This is a genomic window from Nocardioides sp. CCNWLW216, from assembly GCF_037120545.1.
Lineage (GTDB): Bacteria > Actinomycetota > Actinomycetes > Propionibacteriales > Nocardioidaceae > Nocardioides > Nocardioides lianchengensis.
In genome coordinates this window covers 172,820-185,861 of sequence record NZ_JBBBBJ010000005.1, presented here as the reverse complement: position 1 = coordinate 185,861, position 13,042 = coordinate 172,820, and the positions used below count along the sequence as shown (strand labels likewise).

Here is a 13,042-nt window from a genome sequence, read left to right as displayed (position 1 = left end):
GGCGGGCGAGGACCGGTGGGGCCGCCGGTGGCAGCCGGCGGCGTCCTTCTACAGGAGATCCCCACGGTAGCCGCCGTGGGGAGGAAGAGAGTCCCTCATGGGCAAGTCACGCTGGTGGGTGACGGCCGCGGCCGGTGCGCTGGTCGTGGGTCTGTTCACCCCCACGCCGTCGACCGGGAGCGCCGTACCGGCCGCCGCCGACGGCACCCCGATCGCCGACCCCTATCCCGACAAGCCGCTCCGGTCGTCGCTGGGCCTGGTGCTCGAGGAGCACCACCAGTTCCCCGCCTCGGAGCCCACCCCGGCGCCGACCGACTACCGGCTGATGCGCCACAACCGCATCAACTACATCGGCGACATCCCCGACGGCACCCGACGGCAGTACGTCCCGGACCTCAACGGCCCGCTCTACCTGCTGGACCGGGGGCGCGAGCACCGCTACCTCGACATCAAGGCGCAGTTCCCGAGCTTCTACTCCGGTCGCGGCATGGGCAGTGGCTTCGGCTTCGTGTCCTTCCACCCCGACTTCGAGGACAACGGCCTCTTCTACACGGTGCACACCGAGAAGACCGCCGACATGACGACGCTGCCGGCGACGACGTACCCGGCCCAGACGCCCACGTTCAGCCACAGCGTCGTCACCGAGTGGACCGCGCGCAACCCCGACGCCAACGTCTTCCGCGGTACCCGCCGCGAGGTGCTGCGGCTCGGGTTCGCCAGCCAGATCCACGCGATCCAGCAGATCGACTTCAACCCCACGGCCGAGCCGCGTGACGACGACTACGGCCAGCTCTACGTCGCGATCGGCGACGGCGGCATCGGCCTGACGACCGACCAGCCGCAGACCCTCGACAACCCCTACGGCAAGATCTGGCGGATCGATCCGCGCGGCACCGACGGCCCCACGGGCAGCTACGGCGTCCCGCGGTCCAACCCGTTCGTCGGGGACGCCGGCGCCCTCGGCGAGACCTGGGCGATCGGCATGCGTGACCCGCACCGGTTCTCGTGGGACCCCCAGGGCCGGCACCGGATGTACCTCGGTCACATCGGTCAGCACCAGGTCGAGGCGGTCTACGAGGTCCGGCCGGGGGACAACTTCGGCTGGAACCCGCGCGAGGGCCGGTTCGTGTACGACAACGACGACCAGTGCAACCTCTACCCGCTGCCCGCGGACGATGCCCAGCACGGCTACGTCTACCCGGTGGCGGCGTACGACCACGACGCGCCGGCCGGCTGGCCGTGCACGTCCGACAGCGGTCACGGCATCAGCGGTGGGCAGGTCTACCGCGGGAAGCTGCCCGCGCTGCGGGGCAAGTACGTGTTCGGCGACCTGGTCGACGGACGCGTCCTGTGGGCGCAGGCCGGTCAGATGCGTCAGGAGACCGGCCGGGAGGCGACCCTGCACGAGATGCAGCTGTGGACCACCGACGGGGAGCGGCTGCGGATGACCGACCTCGTCGACGACCACCGCGTCGACCTGCGCTTCGGCGTCGACGCCCGCGGCGAGCTCTACCTGCTCGCGAAGGCCAACGGGAAGGTGTGGAAGGTCGTCGGGACCCGCAACACCCCCTGGAAGGACGAGACGCTCCCCGCGCTGTCCGACTCGGTGGTGGCGGCGTACGACTTCGAGCACCCGTTCGCGGTCGACGGCGCGAAGGAGGAGGACCAGGGCCCGTCGCGCACGCTGCTCGACCTGGTCAACGGGGGCGAGGACATGCGGGTGCGCGACGGCGCCTACCCGGGCAGCCGGAGCTCGATCCAGACCCAGCAGGTCAACCCGACGGTCGCCGGCAACGACGACTGGAAGGCGGGCGTGTGGGGGCAGGACGGGGTGGCCTCGCTGGACCGCTTCGCCGGCGCCGAGCAGGCCACGGTGATGGGCTGGTTCAAGATGAACGGCACCGGCCCGGCACTGAACTCGACCACGCCCGACCCGACCGACCGCTACAACGCGATCGGCCTCGCGGGGGTCCTCGCCGGCAACTCCGACGGGCACGGCGTCCGGGCGCTGCTGGAGCTGATCAACGTCGACGGGGAGCTGAAGCTGGTGGCCCTCGGTCGGCGGCTCGACGACGGCTCGTCCTCGACGTACGCCGCCTCCGCGGACTGGCGCTCGCTGCTGCCTCGCGGTCGCTGGGTGCACCTGGCCGCGACGTTCGACTACACGACCGGTGAGATGGCGCTCTACCGCAACGGCAAGCCGGTCGACGGGTTCTACACCTCGACCTCCGACCCGTGGCAGGTCGACGGCACCGGCACCTCCGACACGCTGCCTCGGGGCATCAAGATCGGTGGGTCGTTCCCGCAGAACACCCTCGAGCGCAATCCCTGCGACTGCCGCATGGACTCCCTGGTGTTCCTCGACAAGGCCGCCTCCGCCGGGCAGGTGCGGCAGCAGTACCGCCGCTACCTCGCGGGCTACTGACCCGACGGCGCGGATGAGATCGCCGGGTCGGTGCGGTTCGCACCGGCCCGGCGAGTCCGTCCACCAGCCTCAGCTGCGGAGCGCGGCGACGGCCAGGCAGGCCACGGACGCGGTCGAGGTGAGGGTGCGGACGACGTTCCAGCGCCGCCAGGTCGACTCGAAGTCGGCGCGTACGGCGGCCAGGTCGCGGATCGAGTCGACCGGCCCGGCGCCGGCGAGGGCGTCGTTGAGCGGCACGTTGAGGGCGCCGGTGACCACCACGGTGGCGACCGCGAGACCGGCCCCGGCGACCACCCACCACCGGGCGCTCCCGTGCGTCGCGAGCACCGCCGCTCCGGCGAGCGCCGGGGCGCCGAGGAAGCTGGCGAGGAAGACCGGGTTCACGATCGCGACGTTCATCTGCTGCATCGCGTGCACGAACGTCCGGTCGTCGACCCGGCCCAGGCCGGGCATCACGCCGCTGGCCCAGGTGTAGTAGGTGCCGGCCTGGAGGCCGCCCAGCACCAGGGCGGCGGTCAGGACGGGGGCGCGGAGGTCGTCGATGCTCATGCCCTCATCGTGGGACGCCCAGTCGAGACGATCCATCGCTGGCGGTGTCGGATCCATACGCCAGCGTCTACGCTCGGCGGCATGGACGGCCTCGCCGCGCTGCTCGACGGCCCCCGTGCTCGGGGCGCCTTCCTGGTGCGCTGCCTGCTGGACCCGCCCTGGGCGGTCCGGCTGGAGGACGAGTCGCCGCTGTCGGTGACGGCGGTCGTCCGTGGGCACGCATGGGCGGTCCCGGACCGCGGCGCCGCCGTACGGCTCGAGGTCGGGGACGTCGTGATCGCGGTCGGGACGGACCACTGGAGCGTCGCCGACACCCCCGGCGCGGAGCCCTTCGCCCGGATCCTGCCGGGCCAGGTCTGCGTGACGCCGGACGGTCGCGAGCTCGCCGAGGAGCTGCACCAGGGCGTGCGGAGCTGGGGCAACAGCGCCGCCGGCGAGACGGTGCTGCTCACCGGCGCCTACCTCCTCGAGGGCGAGGTCAGCGGCCGGCTGCTCCGGGCGCTCCCCGGCCTGCTCGTGCTGCGGGCGGCCGAGCTCGACTCCCCGCTGGTGGCGCTGCTGGCCGACGAGATCGTCAAGGACGCCCCCGGTCAGGACGCGGTCCTCGACCGGCTCCTCGACCTGCTGCTGATCACGGTGCTGCGGGCCTGGTTCGCCCGCCCCGACGCCGACCCGCCCGGCTGGTACGTCGGCCAGGGCGACCCGGTCGTCGGGCCGGCCCTGCGGCTGCTGCAGCACCACCCGGAGCGGTCCTGGAGCGTCGCCGAGCTGGCGGCGGCCGGCGGGGCGTCGCGGGCAGCGTTCGCGCGGCGGTTCGCGGCGGTGGTCGGCGTACCGCCGATGGCGTTCCTGACCGAGTGGCGCCTGGCCCTGGCCGCCGACCTGCTGCTCGAGCCCGACGCGACGGTGGCGGGTGTGGCCCGGCAGGTCGGCTACGCGACGCCGTTCGCGCTCTCGACCGCGTTCAAGCGCGCCCGCGGGGTCAGCCCGCGCGAGCACCGGCGTCAGGCCGCCCGCGATCCCGGCTCGAACGTCGCCGCCACCGCGTCGAACACCTCGCAGTAGTCGGCGTAGTCCTCGCGCGCGACCGTCCCGGTGAGGGTGATCCCGGTGCCGCCGAGCAGCCACGACCACTGCTCGCTGACCAGGTCGGTGGACCCGAGCCGGTGTGCGAACCGCGCGTAGACCACCGGCCGCCCCTCCAGCTCGAACGCGTCCTCGTCGTCCACCTCGAACCCGACCAGCTGCCCGGCCAGCTCGCTCATCGCGTCGGCCCGCCACTGCGGGAGGTCGTCGTCGACCGGCGCGCACCGCAGCACCAGCTCGGGCGCCACGCCGCTGTGCGGGAGTGTGGCCGCCCGCGCGTGCACCAGCACGCCGTGGTCGGGGTCCGAGCGCCGCCGCCAGCGCGGCGGCAGGGCGATGGTCAGGTCGCGGAGTCTCGTCATGACCGGGCAGCATCGCCGTACGGCGGGGGCGGTGAAACCGGGCCGGTCCGCGCCTGTGGAGAAGGTCGGGAACCTCCGACCGAGGTCCGGGGGAGGGTGGCCCTGCTGGGCGCCGTCGAGTCCAGCGAGGGCGGGGCCGTTTGAGGCTGCTCCGCCGTGACCGACGCCCTGTCGCGAGTCACGGTCTCGACACGATCGCCCCGTGGATGCCAACCGGCGAGTGCGGGCGCGCGCCGGGTTCCTCGTGGTGCTGCGTCTGGAGGGCGGAGGCGTCCTGCGCGCTGGGACCGTCCTGGCTGCGGACCGCGAGCCCGGAACCATGGCCGAGCCGGGTTCGACCGTCACCGTCACGGCGGCGCGCCCGTAGCCCCTCGGGCTGTGGCCGTCAGGGCTGCGGGGTGGTGCCGGTGTGGTCGCGCGTGTAGGTCAGTCCGTTGGGGCTGCGCCAGACGAACGTCGTGTCATCGACCTTGTCGTAGCGCCAGCGGGTGTGGGTCTTGGCGCGGTGATGTCGTCGGCAGAGTGGGGCGATGTTGCAGTCACACGTTGCGCCGCCCCTGGCGGCTGGGTCACTGTGGTCGTGGTCGCACGACCTCGCGCGCCTGCGGCACCACAGGAAGACGCAGGAGTGCTGGAGCAGGGCCTGGCGTTCCTTCAACCTGTCGGGAACCTCGTAGGCATCCACGTGGACGTGACCGGCAAGGTCGATCACGGGCTTGATGACGACCTGACTGTCTCCGTCCTGACACCAGGACCGCACCTGTTCGACCGAGATCATCGACCGGGTGTTCTCGACGCGGGCGATGGCGGCGTCGGCGAGGTGGACGTGCACGACGACCTGCCGGGGTCGCTTCCGGTCGGGGTCGGGGTCGGCGTTGAGGTCGAGGGTGAGCTGGCGGCGGGCGAGGTCACCGACGGCGATGGAGCGCCGTACGTCGAGGGAGAGCCCGTCGGCGATGGTGCCGAGGTGGCTCGCACCCCGCGCGACCGCGTCCTCCAGATCCAGTGCGTCGACCAGGTCCAACGTTTCGCGGACTTCGACATGGCCGTCGTAGGAGACCTGCTGGGTCTCGATGTCGAAGTGCCGCACCTCGGCCGCATCCCGGGCCCGCTGCTGGGCTGCTTCGGGGTCGAAGCGGGTGCGTGCTTCTTCGATGGTGCGGTCGAGTTGGGCGATGGAGATCTTGTGCGCGGTCGCGGCGACGTGGGTGTCGACGAACTCGGCGCCGTCCTCGGGGAGGTCGATGGTCTCCGCCGCGATCCGGCGGGCCTTCCACACCGGCAGGTCGAGGGACTGGACGCGTTCGTAGACCCGCGGCAGGCGGTGGGCGAGCTCGACGGCGTGTCCGAGGTAGATCCGCCCGGAGTCCGAGGACAGGCCGAGCGCGGCGGAGAACTCCAGCACACTGAACTCGGCGATCAATGGTGCGCCGGGGCCGGCGATGGCCATCTCGTCCTCGCACCCTGGGATCCACACCGCGGCGGCATCCTGCAGGGAGTCGGTGGAGTGCATGCCGGCCCAAGTGACGGCGGCGGCGAGCTGGTCGGCCTCGGCCTGGAGCTGGCTGGTGCGTCGGGCGCGCACGTACGACAGCACCGTGGGTGCGGTGTCGCAGTCGTCGAGGTCCCGAGCCATGCCGTCATTCTAGTCGAACAGGTGATCGAATGCGAGGGTTGTTCACAGCCTTGTTCGAACGGTCGACCCGAAGAGACCGAAAGCCAGAAGCAGGCTCGTGATGGCCCTTGATCACCGCGGACGGTGAGCCCCCTTCTTTCAGTAAATGTCTTTGAACCGGCCTGGTGCCAGGCGCAGACGCCGCGGCAGAGGCCGGCTCGAACGAGGTCAGCGGCAGGGCTGCGGGGGTCTCGACGGGCGTTCAGGACTTCGTCCTTCATTGCTCAACCACCGGCCGCTACCACCGGCTGGTACCACCGGCGGCGACTGCCGGCGCGGACTGCCGGAGGGGTCAGCGGATGGTGCCGACGCCGGGGACGAGGGGGAGGTCGAGGGCGGTGACCCAGCCGGCGGGCAGGTCGTTGACGGCGGGTACGGCGTTCAGCGCCCGCAGTCCCGTTGCGAGACAGCCAGCGACCGCGGGGGAGCGGCCGGAGCCGTCGGTGAACCGGAAGGCGGTCTCCTGACTGATCGATGGCGAGCCGGAGATGTCGACGCGGTAGACGTCGTCGGCGGAGCCGGCCGGCCACTCGGGGGCGGCGTCCAGGCCGATCCGGTTCACGTGCTCGAGCGTGATCACCTCGCGGCCGTCGTACACGCCGTTGATGGTGAAGCGGATCGCCGCGACGTTCCCGGCGGAGATCACGCCCTTGGCGGTCTTCCGGTCCTCGGGGGTCACCCACTTCTCCCAGGTGGTGGTGATGTCGTCGAGCTCGATGCCGGCGGCGTGGGCGATCATCGGGACGGTGGCGCCCCAGGCCATGACCAGCAGGTCGGGGATCTCCAGCAGAGGGGTGAAGGACGGCGGACGGCCGATGCCCATCTCGTCCTCGTAGTCGCCCTCGTAGTCGGTGTAGTCGAGAAGCTCCGAGGCGCGCACCGAGTCGACCCGACCGCAGAGGCCCATCAGGGTCAGCGGGAACAGGTCGTTGGCGAAGCCGGGGTCGATGCCGGTGGTGAAGCACGACGAGCCCCCGGCGGCGCAGGCCTCCGTGATCGGGTCGATCCACGGCGCGGGGTTCTGCTTCATCTGCGGCCACACCCAGGGCGTCATCGCGGTCGAGCAGACATCGATGCCGGCGCGCAGGAACGCGGACATCACCCGGATGTTCTCGTCGGCCTTCTGGGCGGTCGGGCCGTAGTGGACCAGGGCGTCGGGCCGCAGCGCGATCAGGTCGTCGACGGAGGTCGTGGTGTCGATGCCGACCGGCTCCAGGCCGAGCAGCGTGCCGACGTCCTGGCCCGCGCGCGCCTCCCGCGAGACGCCGACGCCGACGAGCTCGAACACCGGGTGGTCGAGGACCTCGGCGATCACCATCGATCCGACGACGCCGGTGCCCCAGACGACGATGCGCTTCTTGGTCATGTTGCTCCTTGGGTCTCGATACGCTCGCTGCGCTCGCTACTCGACCAGCGGGGGGCCGCGAAGGTCAGTGCTCGACCAGCGGGGGGCCGCGAAGGTCAGTGCTCGACCAGCGGGGGTGGGGCGAAGGTCAGTGCTCGACCAGCGAAGGTCGGCGAGGGTCAGCGGTCGAACGCCTCTCGGACGCGGGCCTCGGTGAGGCCGTAGTCCTTCAAGGTGTAGGTGTGCGAGGGCTTGGCCTTGCCCTGCTTGGACTCCTGGTCGATCTCCTCGATCGCCGTCTGCACCTCGGGGGTCCAGTCGAGCCCGAACTGGTCGTAGACCCGGCGGGTGACCGCGAGCGGGTCGGTCACCAGGTCCTGGAACGCGATGTCGATGAACTGGCTCTGGTCGTACTTCGGCCGCGCGTCGTGGAAGGCGTGGAAGGCCCGCGACCACAGGTCGAGCTGGGTGTGGCCGATCACGCCGCCGACGTACGTCGAGCTGTGGCCCGCGGTCGTCTCCGCGGACAGCGAGCAGGACGACGCGATGCAGGTGACCGGGTCGCGGTGCGTGTAGACGATCAGTGCGTCGGGATAGACCGTCATCAGCGCGTCGAGCGCGGTCATGTGGGACGGGTTCTTCAGCACCCAGCGCTTCTCGGGGTCGTTGAGGCCCACCAGCTGGAGGTTCTGCTTGTGCCGCGCGTAGGCGTCGGTCCAGTCCTGCTCCTTCAGCCACGAGGTGTAGCGCGGCAGGTTGGCCAACGACTCGTAGGAGTTGGACTTGCCGGTCTGGCGCAGCAGCCGCCAGCACTCCTCGACGGTCGTCGCATCCATGTAGTGGATCCCCATGAACTCGGGGCTGTCCGTGTGGTGCGCAGCGAACGCCGACTGCATGGCGGTGAAGATGGGGTCCGACTCCCAGGTGTCCCGCGGGGGTCGCGGCTGCGGGTACTGCGTCAGCCACATCTCCAGGCCCTGGGCGTTCGGGTCGGCGTGCAGGTAGCGGTGCAGCGCCGTCGTCCCCGTGCGCGGCAGGCCCATCAGGAAGATCGGCCGCTCGATGGGGACGTCGCGGTGCTCCGGGTGGGCCGCGAACTGCGCCTGCGTCAGCAGTACGCCGACCAGCGCGCCCTTCACCTCGGAGCGCTGGAAGTAGTTGCCGAGCGGCGTCAGCCCCGCCTCCGGGGAGGCCAGGTCCTCGGCCAGGACCCGCAGGCCCTCCTCGTGGACCCCGTCGCCGAAGTCGCTCAGGCCGGTGGTGCGCACCGCCGCGGCCGCGATGTCGTCGTACGACCCGAGGTCGGGGCGCGTGCGCACCATGATGTTGTCGCTCATCGTGTCGCCTTTCGTCGTCCCGGCCGCCCCCGGTGGTTGAGGAGGTCGCTCTGCGACCGTCTCGAAACCCCCGCAGCCGGCCGGCGACCTCGATCGAGGCCGTCGTACGTCTCGCTGGGTTTCGAGACGGGACTTCGCTCCTCCTCAACCACCGGTGGGGGCGGGGGTGCGCACATCAGCTGTGGAACTCGCCGCAGTCGACGGTGAGCATCTGGCCGGTCACAGCCGACGCGAGGTCCGAGGCGAGGAAGAGGGTCGCGCGGGCGACCTCCTCGGAGGAGGCCAGCCGTTTGAGGTCGGTGGGCGCGGCCTTCTCGGCGTACACCTCCTCGTGGGTCTTGTTCTCGACGGCGCCGAGGAAGTCGAAGTAGCCGCGGTTCACGTCCTCGTAGATGTACGACGGCGCGACGCTGTTGACCCGGATGCCGCGGGGGCCGAGCTCGGTGGCCAGCGAGGAGGCCAGGTGCTCGAGGGCGCCCTTGGAGAGCTTGTAGCCGGCGTACTCGGGCTGCGAGGAGAACGAGACGCAGGAGTTCAGCATGATCAGCGAGCCCTTCGACTCCGCGAGGGCGTCGGCGAAGAGCGCCGAGAGTCGCAGCGGGGCGAAGACGTTGGTCTCGTTGACCTTCGCGAGCTTGCGCGGGTCGATCTGGGTGATCGGGTCCATCGGCGGGATCGTGAAGGCGTTGTTGATGACGCAGTCGACGCGGCCGAACGCCTCGAGCGTCTTGTCCCGCAGGTTGACCCGCGAGTCCTCGTCGGTCACGTCGGTGACCACGCTGACCACCTTCACGCCGTGGCCCTCGAGGTCGGCCTGCAGCTCCAGCAGGCGGGACTCGGTGCGGCTGGCGATCACCAGGTCGGCGCCCATCTTCGCGGCCTCGTCGGCCAGCGACCGGCCCAGCCCGGGGCCGATGCCGGAGATGACGATCACCTTCCCCTTCAGCAGGGGTACGGCGGAGTAACGCTCCTCGATCGAGGTGTCGTGGGCCTCGGCGTAGCCAAGCTCGGTCATCAGCTGATCATCCTTCGGGCAACGGAGCGCTGACGCGCGGCGATGCGCTCGGCGTACTCCTCGGTGGTGACGGGGGAGAAGTGAGGCAGCCGGTCGGCGACCTCGGAGAGCTTGCAGATCTCGACGACCGGGCCGTCCTCGGGACCGAGGTCGCGCTCCAGGCGCTGCCAGCGCAGCATCATCGCGCCGGTGCGGTGACCGAGGGTCTCGAGCCAGTTGGCGATGCCCGGGTTGCCCTCGGAGACCACGAACCGCATCTTGCCGTCGGGATCGGTGACCGCCTGGGCCTTGGTCAGCGAGGTCTGGTGGGTCTCGTAGTCAGTCGAGGCGTACCAGTCCGAGCCGATCTGGATGCCCTGGTAGGAGCAGTCCGCGCACTCCGGGACGGTGACGATCATCGCCTCGTCCTCGGCCAGCTCGTAGTGGCCGATCGAGGAGCGCTGCGAGGCCAGCCCGCCGGGCGTCGACTGCGGGAGGGTCAGGGTGTTGACCGGCTCCTTGTACTGGAAGAAGTGGGGGAAGGCGAACCACGTCTGGATCGAGCCGACCAGCGACCGGGCCGCCACCTCGTAGCGCTTGCGCAGCCGGTCCTCGCTGAACGGCGCGGCCGGCTTCCCGAGGGTGTCGGGGCGCTCGATGGTCAGCGTGCCGCGCTCCTCGGTGTCCCAGTCGTTGAAGACCTCGCGCACGATCAGCGTCTTCGCGCCCGGCTCGGCGACGTAGGTGAACTCGAAGTTCCCGTCGGCGTCCTTCTCCAGCTCGCGGTCGTCGAAGGCCATCAGCGACGTCGCCGCGGAGTCGGCGGAGTACGCCCCGCCCATCACCTGGAAGGACAGGTCGGCGCTGGTGCCGCGGCGGCCGCGGACGACGTACTCGACGCCCTCGCGGAGGTAGGCGTTGAAGTAGATCGCGTCGGGGTTGTCGAGGCCCTGGCGGGAGTACTGGTGGGTGGGATTGATGAAGACCGGTCGGTCGAGGTCGTGGTCGAAGGCCATCTGCATGGCCATCCGGATCCGCCCGGACAGGTAGTCGTAGCCCTCCAGCCGGTCCGCCTCGGTCCTGATGAACGGCGCGTTGGCGACCAGCTCCTCCGCCTCCGCGATGGCGTCCCGGAGCGGCTTGGTCAGGTCGAGCGACTCACTCATGCGAGACCTCCCGCACCAGCGCCGGTGGCTGAGGAGGGACGAAGTCCCGTCTCGAAGCCCGGTGAGCCGTACGACGGCCTTGATCGCAGGCTGCTTCTCGACCTGCGGGGGTTTCGAGGCTCCTCCGCTCCTGCGTCGCTCCGGAGCACCTCAACCACCGACTTTCGAGGCTCCTCCGCTCCTGCGTCGCTCCGGAGCACCTCAACCACCGACCTTGCTGATGATGTTCTCGGCGTACTGCTCGAGGTGCTTGATCTTGGCGTCGAGCGGCTCGGTGTCGGGGCCCTTGATGTAGGGGACCCGGAAGCCGACGATGCAGTCGGTGACGCCCTTGTCCTCCAGGCGCTTGATGCCGTCGAGGTCGTAGGCGTCGTAGGAGATGACGTGCACCTCGAAGTCGTCGCGGGTGTCGCCCTCCTCGGCGCGGATCTCGGCGAGTCGCTTCAGCAGCCGGTCGAGCTCCTCGCCGTCGCCGCCGGCGTGCATCCACCCGTCGCCCTTGCGGACGGCGCGCCGCAGCGCGGCGTCCACGTGACCGCCCACCAGGAGCGGGATCCTCTCGGTCGCGCCGGGGCACTGCTTGAGCGAGTCGACCTGGTAGAACTCGCCGTCGTACGAGAAGAACTCGCCGGTGGTGAGCCCGCGCAGGATGTCCATGCACTCGTCCATCCGCTTGCCGCGGCGCTCCCAGGAGACGCCCAGGTTGGCGAAGTCCTCGGGCCACGGCGAGATGCCCACGCCCAGGCCGAGGCGGTTGTCGGAGAGGAAGGCCAGCGAGGAGGCCTGCTTGGCGACCAGGACCGGCGGGCGGACGGGCAGCTTGATGACGAACGGCGTCAGGCGCAGCGTGGTGGTCACCGCGAAGAGGTGGGCGCAGAGCACCATCGCCTCGATGAACTCCTTGCCGTCGAGGAACTCCCGGTCACCGGTGTCGGTGTAGGGGTACTTCGAGTCCGAGTTCTCCGGGTAGATGAGGCTGTCGGCCACGGTCATGCTCGTGTAGCCCGCGGCCTCGGCCGCCTGGGCCAGCGGTGCGTAGAACTTCGCCTGGGTCATCGCCTCGGCGTACGTGAATCGCATAAGACCGAACACTAGAACGTGTTCCAGTTTCATGCCACAGTTCGGGACGTGGACCTGCAGACCATCTCCGACCGGCTCGAGATCACCGACGTGCTCATCCGCTACACGCGGGCGATCGACACGGGTGAGTGGGACAAGCTCGACACCGTCTTCACCCCCGACGCGCAGATCAACTACGTGGAGTCGGGCGGCATCGACGCGTCGTACGCCGAGGTGAAGCCCTGGCTGGCCGAGGTGCTGCCCGCCTTCTTCCCGAAGCGGATGCACACCCTCGGTCAGCTCGACATCGCGATCGACGGCGACGAGGCGACCGTGGACGCCTACTTCCACAACCCGATGCCGACCACCACCCCGGACGGGGCCGAGAAGGTCGTGGAGTTCGGTGGGATCTACCACCACACGCTGACCCGGACGGCCGACGGCTGGCGCAGCCGGCAGCTGCACGAGGAGATCGTCTGGAAACGGACGGTCTGAGTCGTGGGTCTTCCCGAGGAGCGTCCCGAGGGCCTGGACTCGCCGGTGACCGTCAAGGTCATCAAGTACATGGCGAAGGCGCAGGTGAGGGTGTTCCGGCTGACCAACGGCCGGGTGGGCAACAAGTGGCGGATCGGCGCGGGCTGGAGGAAGCCGGTGCCGACGCTGCTCCTCGACCACGTCGGCCGCAAGTCCGGGAAGCGGTTCACGACGCCCTTGCTCTACCTCCGCGACGGCGCCGACCTCGTCGTCGTGGCCTCGCAGGGCGGGCTCCCGAAGAACCCGCAGTGGTACCCCAACCTGCTCGCCGCCCCCGACACGGTCGTGCACCTGCCCGGGGGGAAGCGTGCGGTGCGGGCCCGCGAGGCCGGGCCCGACGAGCGGGCGGCGCTCTGGCCGCGGTTGGTCGAGCTCTACGCCGACTTCGAGAAGTACGCGCGCTGGACCGACCGCGAGATCCCCGTGGTGGTGCTCGAGCCGCGGTGAGCGGGTCCCTGGCTTGGTGCGAGTTGGCGTCGTCCCCGACAATGGCCGTCGTACGCCGACCGC

At 70.5% G+C, this 13,042-nt stretch carries 12 protein-coding genes; 4 read left to right on the top strand and 8 right to left on the bottom strand.

The features are described from left to right. Window positions 1-97 precede the first annotated feature (97 nt). The gene (locus V7S47_RS13540) at window positions 98-2,425 is read left to right on the top strand and encodes a PQQ-dependent sugar dehydrogenase (RefSeq protein WP_336562037.1); all 2,328 of its coding nucleotides are present in this window, start codon (window positions 98-100) and stop codon (window positions 2,423-2,425) included. 69 nt (window positions 2,426-2,494) lie between these two features. On the opposite strand, the gene V7S47_RS13535 is transcribed toward V7S47_RS13540, so the two are convergent. Further along, window positions 2,495-2,974, bottom strand: a complete 480-nt coding sequence (locus V7S47_RS13535; RefSeq protein WP_336562036.1) for an anthrone oxygenase family protein — start codon at window positions 2,972-2,974, stop codon at window positions 2,495-2,497. Between the two features lie 81 nt (window positions 2,975-3,055). On the opposite strand from V7S47_RS13535, the gene V7S47_RS13530 reads away from it, so the two are divergent. Further along, window positions 3,056-4,039 carry an AraC family transcriptional regulator gene (locus V7S47_RS13530; protein WP_336562035.1) on the top strand — a complete coding sequence of 328 codons (984 nt, stop codon included), beginning with the start codon at window positions 3,056-3,058 and terminating at the stop codon, window positions 4,037-4,039. On the opposite strand, the gene V7S47_RS13525 is transcribed toward V7S47_RS13530, so the two are convergent. The 7 genes from V7S47_RS13525 to V7S47_RS13495 form a co-directional block, all read right to left on the bottom strand. Further along, window positions 3,979-4,422 (bottom strand): hypothetical protein, encoded by a 444-nt coding sequence (locus tag V7S47_RS13525; RefSeq protein ID WP_336562034.1) that lies wholly within the window; start codon window positions 4,420-4,422, stop codon window positions 3,979-3,981. The two genes, V7S47_RS13530 and V7S47_RS13525, sit on opposite strands and share 61 nt — an antisense overlap. Window positions 4,423-4,807: 385 nt before the next feature. Next, complete coding sequence (locus V7S47_RS13520) at window positions 4,808-6,058, bottom strand: HNH endonuclease (RefSeq protein WP_336562033.1); 1,251 nt, start codon at window positions 6,056-6,058, stop codon at window positions 4,808-4,810. 331 nt (window positions 6,059-6,389) lie between these two features. Further along, entirely contained in the window at window positions 6,390-7,463 is a 1,074-nt protein-coding gene (locus tag V7S47_RS13515) for an NAD(P)H-dependent amine dehydrogenase family protein (RefSeq protein WP_336562032.1), read from the bottom strand. A gap of 158 nt (window positions 7,464-7,621) precedes the next feature. After that, window positions 7,622-8,779, bottom strand: a complete 1,158-nt coding sequence (locus tag V7S47_RS13510) for a sulfotransferase family protein (protein WP_336562031.1) — start codon at window positions 8,777-8,779, stop codon at window positions 7,622-7,624. 175 nt (window positions 8,780-8,954) lie between these two features. Then, window positions 8,955-9,794 carry an SDR family oxidoreductase gene (locus V7S47_RS13505; protein WP_336562030.1) on the bottom strand — a complete coding sequence of 280 codons (840 nt, stop codon included), beginning with the start codon at window positions 9,792-9,794 and terminating at the stop codon, window positions 8,955-8,957. After that, window positions 9,794-10,939 carry a hypothetical protein gene (locus tag V7S47_RS13500; RefSeq protein WP_336562029.1) on the bottom strand — a complete coding sequence of 382 codons (1,146 nt, stop codon included), beginning with the start codon at window positions 10,937-10,939 and terminating at the stop codon, window positions 9,794-9,796. Before V7S47_RS13500 ends, V7S47_RS13505 begins: the two co-directional genes overlap by 1 nt. A gap of 201 nt (window positions 10,940-11,140) precedes the next feature. After that, complete coding sequence (locus tag V7S47_RS13495; RefSeq protein ID WP_336562028.1) at window positions 11,141-12,019, bottom strand: TIGR03619 family F420-dependent LLM class oxidoreductase; 879 nt, start codon at window positions 12,017-12,019, stop codon at window positions 11,141-11,143. Window positions 12,020-12,067: 48 nt separating this feature from the next. Between V7S47_RS13495 and V7S47_RS13490 the strand changes: the two genes are divergently transcribed. Both V7S47_RS13490 and V7S47_RS13485 read left to right on the top strand, forming a co-directional pair. Beyond that, a complete protein-coding gene (locus V7S47_RS13490; RefSeq protein ID WP_336562027.1) occupies window positions 12,068-12,493 on the top strand; it encodes a nuclear transport factor 2 family protein in 426 nt (141 codons plus the stop codon). A gap of 3 nt (window positions 12,494-12,496) precedes the next feature. Continuing rightward, window positions 12,497-12,979, top strand: a complete 483-nt coding sequence (locus tag V7S47_RS13485; RefSeq protein WP_336562026.1) for a nitroreductase/quinone reductase family protein — start codon at window positions 12,497-12,499, stop codon at window positions 12,977-12,979. The last annotated feature ends 63 nt before the right edge of the window (window positions 12,980-13,042 follow it).

Coding starts and splice junctions, on each gene's coding strand:
- V7S47_RS13525 (WP_336562034.1), bottom strand. CDS start 4,422: ATGACGAGACTCCGCGACCTGACCATCGCCCTGCCGCCGCGCTGGCGG.
- V7S47_RS13500 (WP_336562029.1), bottom strand. CDS start 10,939: ATGAGTGAGTCGCTCGACCTGACCAAGCCGCTCCGGGACGCCATCGCG.
- V7S47_RS13540 (WP_336562037.1), top strand. CDS start 98: ATGGGCAAGTCACGCTGGTGGGTGACGGCCGCGGCCGGTGCGCTGGTC.
- V7S47_RS13535 (WP_336562036.1), bottom strand. CDS start 2,974: ATGAGCATCGACGACCTCCGCGCCCCCGTCCTGACCGCCGCCCTGGTG.
- V7S47_RS13520 (WP_336562033.1), bottom strand. CDS start 6,058: ATGGCTCGGGACCTCGACGACTGCGACACCGCACCCACGGTGCTGTCG.
- V7S47_RS13515 (WP_336562032.1), bottom strand. CDS start 7,463: ATGACCAAGAAGCGCATCGTCGTCTGGGGCACCGGCGTCGTCGGATCG.
- V7S47_RS13505 (WP_336562030.1), bottom strand. CDS start 9,794: ATGACCGAGCTTGGCTACGCCGAGGCCCACGACACCTCGATCGAGGAG.
- V7S47_RS13530 (WP_336562035.1), top strand. CDS start 3,056: ATGGACGGCCTCGCCGCGCTGCTCGACGGCCCCCGTGCTCGGGGCGCC.
- V7S47_RS13495 (WP_336562028.1), bottom strand. CDS start 12,019: ATGCGATTCACGTACGCCGAGGCGATGACCCAGGCGAAGTTCTACGCA.
- V7S47_RS13510 (WP_336562031.1), bottom strand. CDS start 8,779: ATGAGCGACAACATCATGGTGCGCACGCGCCCCGACCTCGGGTCGTAC.